The following is a 5,528-nucleotide window of genomic DNA, read 5'->3' as shown; positions in this document are numbered from 1 at the left end:
GCTCGCAGCGAACCTGCGCCGCCAGCGGCTGCGCAGGTTCGCTGCGAGCGCCGGTTCTCGTTCCTGGAACTCTGGAGCCCGGGCTATGCCAGCCGCACCGTGATGATCTGGCTGACCTGGTTCTTCGCCCTGCTCGGCTTCTACGGGCTGACCACCTGGCTCGGGGCCCTGCTCCAGGCGTCCGGCCACAGCGTCGCCAAGTCCGTGAGCTACACCATCCTGATCTCGCTGGCCGGCGTGCCGGGCTTCATCACCTCGGCGATCCTGGTCGAGCGCTGGGGCCGCAAGCCCACCGCCGTGCTGATGCTGCTCGGCAGCGCGGTCGCCGCCTACCTCTACGGAAACTCCCCCTCCTTCGGCTGGCTCATCGCCTTCGGGCTGATGATGCAATTCTTCCTCTTCGGGATGTGGTCGGTGCTCTACGCCTACACCCCGGAACTCTACCCGACGCGGGCGCGCGCCACCGGGGCGGGCTGCGCCTCCGCGATCGGGCGGGTCGGCTCCCTGCTCGGCCCCTACGCGATCGGCGTGATCCTTCCGGTGCTCGGCCAGGGCGGCGTCTTCGCCCTCGGCGCCGGCTCCTTCGTCGTCGCCGCAGCCGCGGTCGGGTTCCTCGGGATTGAGACCAAGGGCAAGGCGCTGGAAGAGATCTCCGGCTGAAGCCGCACGTTGACATCTGACATATCAGAGATATGTTTAGCGCATCGCGAACGGGAGCGTGCAGGATGGAACTGGCAACCAGCCGGATGAGCGAGCGGCAGCGCCGCTACCGGGCGAACTACCGGCAGCGCGTGGCCGGCTGGTACAACGGCCTCCTGCACATCGCGATCATCTACACGATCGGCCTGACCGCCCTGTACGTCTACCTGTCGAACCTCGACCGGGTGGGCTGGGCCGAACTGATCACGGTCCCGGTGGTGTTCCTGTTCTGCAACTTCTTCGAGTGGTGGCTGCACCGCTACGTGATGCACCGCCCGCAGAGCAACCCGATCGGCCGGGCGGTCTACAACCGCCACACGCTCCAGCATCACCAGTTCTTCACCGACCACGAGATGCGGTTTGCCGACCACCGCGACTACCGCGTGACCTTCTTCCCGCCCTATGCGCTGGCGAGCTTCACGCTGATGTCGATCCCCGGCGCCATCGTCCTCGGCTGGCTGCTGAGCCCGAACGTCGGCTGGCTGTTCATCGCCACCACGACCAGCATCTACATGATCTACGAGTTCATGCACTTCTGCTGCCACGTCGAGGACAACTGGTTCGTGCGCAACATGCCGTTCATCAACACCAACCGGCGCCACCACACCGCCCATCACGACCAGTCGATCATGATGGAGCGCAACATGAACCTCACCTTCCCGATCATGGACTGGCTGTTCGGCACCTCCGACCTCAACCGCGGCCTGATCGGCACGCTGTTCAACGGCTACGACACCCGCCACGTCCGCACGGACATGCGCAAGACCGCCCGCACGCCCGGCGCGCCTCCGGTCGGAAGCGTGCAGCCTGCGGAATGATCGTCGTCGGCAAGCACGGGAGTTCGGGATGCAGAGCATCGAGCCCAATGTCGCAGCCCTGGTCTGGTTTTCCGTCTTCGCCGGCGTGGCGAGCACGGGCTTCTACGTCCTGGCCGGCGCCTTCCCCCTGGAGACGCGGCCCGACCTGAGGGGACGCCCGCTCGGCCTCGCCTTGCTCGCCGCGAACGTGATCCTGCTCGCCCTCCTCGTCGGCGGCGGCCTCGCCTACGGGGCCGCGCACCTGCGCTGGACCAGCCTCGTCATCGTCGGCGGCCTGGCGCTGCTGTTCGCGCCGGGCCTGTTCAACGTCTGGCCCGAGCGCTGGCGCGACGGCCCGGCGGGGCTCGCCATCGTCCTGGCCGGCACCGGCCTCAGCCTCGGACTGATGCAGGCCGTGGGTGGGGTGTTCGGGCTCTGAGCGCTTGTTTTGATGGTGCGACGCGAATGGAATCCCTGATCGGGGGATAGGGGCGCCTCTCCTCCCTAAAATGGCTACCGGATTCACACATCTGCGCAGGGGAACCGGACAGGTCGTCCGAAGGGCTGTGGGGCTCCCTCTCCCGTGCGGGAGAGGGTTGGGGTGAGGGGCCCAGGTTTCTCCGGAGAGGTCGCATCCCTCACCCTGTCCCTCTCCCGCACGGGAGAGGGGACCCGCGCCTCCTCCGCCATCCTAGCGCGATGCGGAATACGGTAGCTCACAAGGCCGAAGGGAGGGGGGGCGGCCGCGGGATCTCGTTGGTATAAGACTCGGTATCGATCTGAACGTTCCTGCGACAGGCCTGCACACCGCCTGCGTCGAGAAACACGAAAAAACATTGGAGGAGGGACGGACATGCCGTTTCCGATCAAGGTCGGCCTCTCGGTCGCGGTCGCGCTGGCGGCCCTGGCCGGCTGGTTCTACATGCGCCATCTCGGACAGGCCGGCCCGCAATGGGCCCTGGCCTTCCTCGGACCGTTCATGGTGGTCAGCCTCTGGATCTTCCCCGAGGTGATGCGCAACCGCGCCGACGGCCGCGCGCCCCGGCGCGACCTGGAGGGAGCGCCCCGGTGACGAAGGTCTACGCGGGCGACCGCACCATCGACGGCATCGTCGTCACCGTGGACGGCCGCCCCCTCGACGACCGCGCGGGCCAGCGTCGCTATTCCCGCAACGGCTTCGAGTGGAGCTACGAGGGGCCCGAGCCGTCGCAGCTCGCCTTCGCGCTGCTGGCCGACCATCTCGGCGACGCCGATCGGGCGGCGGCGCTGCAGGAGCGCTTCATGCGTGCGGTCGTGGCGAACTTCCAGAACGAGTGGGAGATGCGGTCGGCCGACATCGACCGGGCGCTGGAGGCCCTCCGCTGAGGCGCCCATGGTCGATCCCCGACCTGCGCCCAATCCGGTGGGCCGCAACGGCAAAACGGACCGGGGCATGAAGCGCAGGGATTTCGTGGCCGCCGCCCTGGCCTCCGCCGGCGGCTTCGCCGGTCGGCCGGCCCAGGCCCTCGCGGGACCCGCGCCCGTCCCGGAGGGGCGGCCGGTGCGGATCGCCATGCTGCTCTATCCCGGCATGACCGGCCTCGACGTGGTCGGGCCGCAGGAGATGCTGGCCGGCCTCGCGCCGGGCAGCCTGTTCCTGGTGGGCCGGCAAACAGGCGCGGTCGCGAGCGATACCGGCCTCGGCCTCGTCGCGACGGAGAGCTTCGCGACATGTCCCCGCGACCTCGACGTGCTGTTCGTCCCCGGCGGCGACGGCACGCCGGAGCAGATGCGCGATCCCGAGACCCTGGCCTTCCTGCGCGACCGGGCGGCGCGGGCGGCCTGGATCACCAGCGTCTGCACCGGCTCGCTGATCCTCGGCGCGGCGGGCCTGCTCGCGGGCTACCGCGCCACCTCGCACTGGTGCGTGCGCGAGACCGTGCTGCCCATCCTCGGCGCCGTGCCGGTGGACGAGCGGGTGGTGTTCGACCGCAACCGCGTCACGGCCGCCGGCATCTCGGCCGGGCTCGACTTCGCGCTCGCCCTCTCCGCCCGCCTGCGCGGGGCCGACTACGCCCGGACCAGCCAGCTCGTCGCGGAATACGCGCCGCAACCGCCCTTCCGCGCCGGCACGCCGAACGAAGCGGGCGCGCAGATCGTGCGGGCGGCCGATGCGATCCTGGCGCCCCTGGTCGAAGGCGCGACGGCCGCCGCGCGCGCCCGCGGCTGAGGACAATTGTCCGCCATCACCGCCCGGCCCCTGGCAAGCCGGCTACGGGCTGCTAGCTTCGAAGGACGATCGATGCGGAGAGGGCGGCATGGCGACCGGGGTTGCGAGTGATCTGCTGCGCACGAAGTCCCTCGAACGGCTGAACGCCGACGCGGAGGGGGGCGAGCACGGCCTCCAGCGGACGCTGGGGCCCTGGAGCCTGATCGGCCTCGGCATCGGGGCGGTGATCGGCGCCGGCCTGTTCTCGCTCACCGGCATCGCGGCGGCCGAGCATGCGGGGCCCGCGGTGGTGATCTCGTTCGCCATCGCCGCGGTCGGCTGTGCGTTTGCCGGCATGTGCTACAGCGAGCTGGCCGGCATGATCCCGGTGGCGGGCTCGGCCTACACCTACGCCTACGCCACCATGGGCGAGTTCGTGGCCTGGATCATCGGCTGGGACCTCGTGCTCGAATACGCGGTGGGGGCGGCCACCGTCTCGGTGAGCTGGTCGCAATACGTCACCCGCTTCCTGCACCAGCTCGGCGTCGACCTGCCGGCCAGGCTCGTACACTCGCCCTTCGAGACCTACACGCTGGCCGACGGCACGATGGCGCACGGCCTCGTCAACCTGCCGGCGATCTTCATCATCGTGGCGGCATCAAGCCTGCTGATGGTGGGCATCAGCGAGTCGGCCAAGGTCAACGCGGTGATCGTGATGATCAAGCTCGCGGTGGTCGCCGTGGTGATCGGGCTCGGCGCCTTCTACGTGAAGGCCCAGAACTACGTGCCCTTCATCCCCGAGAACACCGGCACCTTCGGCGAGTACGGCTGGAGCGGCATCATGCGGGCGGCCGGCGTCGTGTTCTTCGCCTATATCGGCTTCGATGCGGTCTCCACCGCGGCGCAGGAGGCCAAGAACCCCCAGCGCAACATGATGATCGGCATCCTCGGCTCGCTGGCGATCTGCACGGTGATCTACATCCTGTTCGCGGGCGTGCTCACCGGCCTCGTCCACTACGACGCCATGAAGGGCGACGGCGCCCCCGTGAACACCGCCATCGGCCAGACCCCGTTCCCCTGGCTGAAGTCCCTGGTGACGCTGGGCGTCATCGCCGGCTTCTCCACCGTGATCCTGGTGCTGCTCCTGGGGCAGAGCCGGGTGTTCTACACCATGTCGCAGGACCGGCTCCTGCCGGGCCTGTTCTCCAAGATCCACCCGACCTGGAAGACGCCCTACCGCTCGAACCTGTTCTTCATGGTGTTCACGGGCGTGCTGGGCGGCTTCCTGCCGATCTCCCAGCTCGGCCACATGACCAGCATCGGCACGCTGCTCGCCTTCATCCTGGTCTGCCTCGGCGTGCTGATCCTGCGCCGGACCCAGCCCGAGGCGAAGCGCGCCTACCGCACGCCCCTGGTGCCCCTGGTGCCGATCCTCGGCATCCTCACCTGCCTCGCCATGATGGTCTCGCTCGACGGGGAGACCTGGCTGCGCCTGCTGATCTGGCTCGCCATCGGCCTGGCGATCTATTTCGGCTGGAGCCGCGCCCACAGCCGCATCGGGCGGGAGGAGGCGGGCAAGGCGGTCTGAGGTTTTTTGCGACCCGCGCGCGTCTCCCTCTCCCGACCCTCGCTGACGCAAGGGCCACCCTCCCCCGCGGAGGGGGGAGCGCAATGCGCGCGAGCCGGGGTTCATTCGATGACACGATATATAGGCGCGGGCGCAGCGGGACGCGAGCCCCGGCGGGTCTCACGCCTGCCCGGTCGTCCGGGCTTCGGGCAGTTGCAGGAGCAGCGGGTCCTGGGGGCTCGCCGTCCCGGTCACCGCGATCTCGGCCTGGGCGGCG

7 protein-coding genes are annotated in these 5,528 nt (G+C 69.3%); all 7 read left to right on the top strand.

What is annotated here, in order from left to right:
- Positions 1–660: MFS transporter (locus COGEMETH_RS23320; RefSeq protein WP_238185066.1), on the top strand; the 660-nt coding region annotated here is incomplete at its 5' end.
- A 65-nt stretch (positions 661–725) separates the two neighbouring features.
- Complete coding sequence (locus COGEMETH_RS23315) at positions 726–1,517, top strand: sterol desaturase family protein (RefSeq protein ID WP_238185065.1); 792 nt, start codon at positions 726–728, stop codon at positions 1,515–1,517.
- A 28-nt stretch (positions 1,518–1,545) separates the two neighbouring features.
- The gene (locus COGEMETH_RS23310) at positions 1,546–1,935 is read left to right on the top strand and encodes a hypothetical protein (protein WP_238185064.1); all 390 of its coding nucleotides are present in this window, start codon (positions 1,546–1,548) and stop codon (positions 1,933–1,935) included.
- A 414-nt stretch (positions 1,936–2,349) separates the two neighbouring features.
- Positions 2,350–2,568, top strand: a complete 219-nt coding sequence (locus COGEMETH_RS23305) for a hypothetical protein (protein WP_238185063.1) — start codon at positions 2,350–2,352, stop codon at positions 2,566–2,568.
- Positions 2,565–2,861 (top strand): DUF6166 domain-containing protein, encoded by a 297-nt coding sequence (locus COGEMETH_RS23300; protein WP_238185062.1) that lies wholly within the window; start codon positions 2,565–2,567, stop codon positions 2,859–2,861. The genes COGEMETH_RS23305 and COGEMETH_RS23300 overlap by 4 nt, the downstream gene beginning before the upstream one ends.
- Positions 2,862–2,928: 67 nt before the next feature.
- Entirely contained in the window at positions 2,929–3,705 is a 777-nt protein-coding gene (locus tag COGEMETH_RS23295; RefSeq protein WP_238185061.1) for a DJ-1/PfpI family protein, read from the top strand.
- An 88-nt stretch (positions 3,706–3,793) separates the two neighbouring features.
- A complete protein-coding gene (locus COGEMETH_RS23290; RefSeq protein WP_238185060.1) occupies positions 3,794–5,272 on the top strand; it encodes an amino acid permease in 1,479 nt (492 codons plus the stop codon).
- Positions 5,273–5,528: the final 256 nt, after the last annotated feature.

The sequence above is a fragment of the Methylobacterium trifolii genome (genome assembly GCF_022179685.1).
GTDB lineage: Bacteria > Pseudomonadota > Alphaproteobacteria > Rhizobiales > Beijerinckiaceae > Methylobacterium > Methylobacterium trifolii.
The sequence above is the reverse complement of the archived record's forward strand: the minus strand, read 5'-3'. Positions and strand labels throughout refer to the sequence as shown.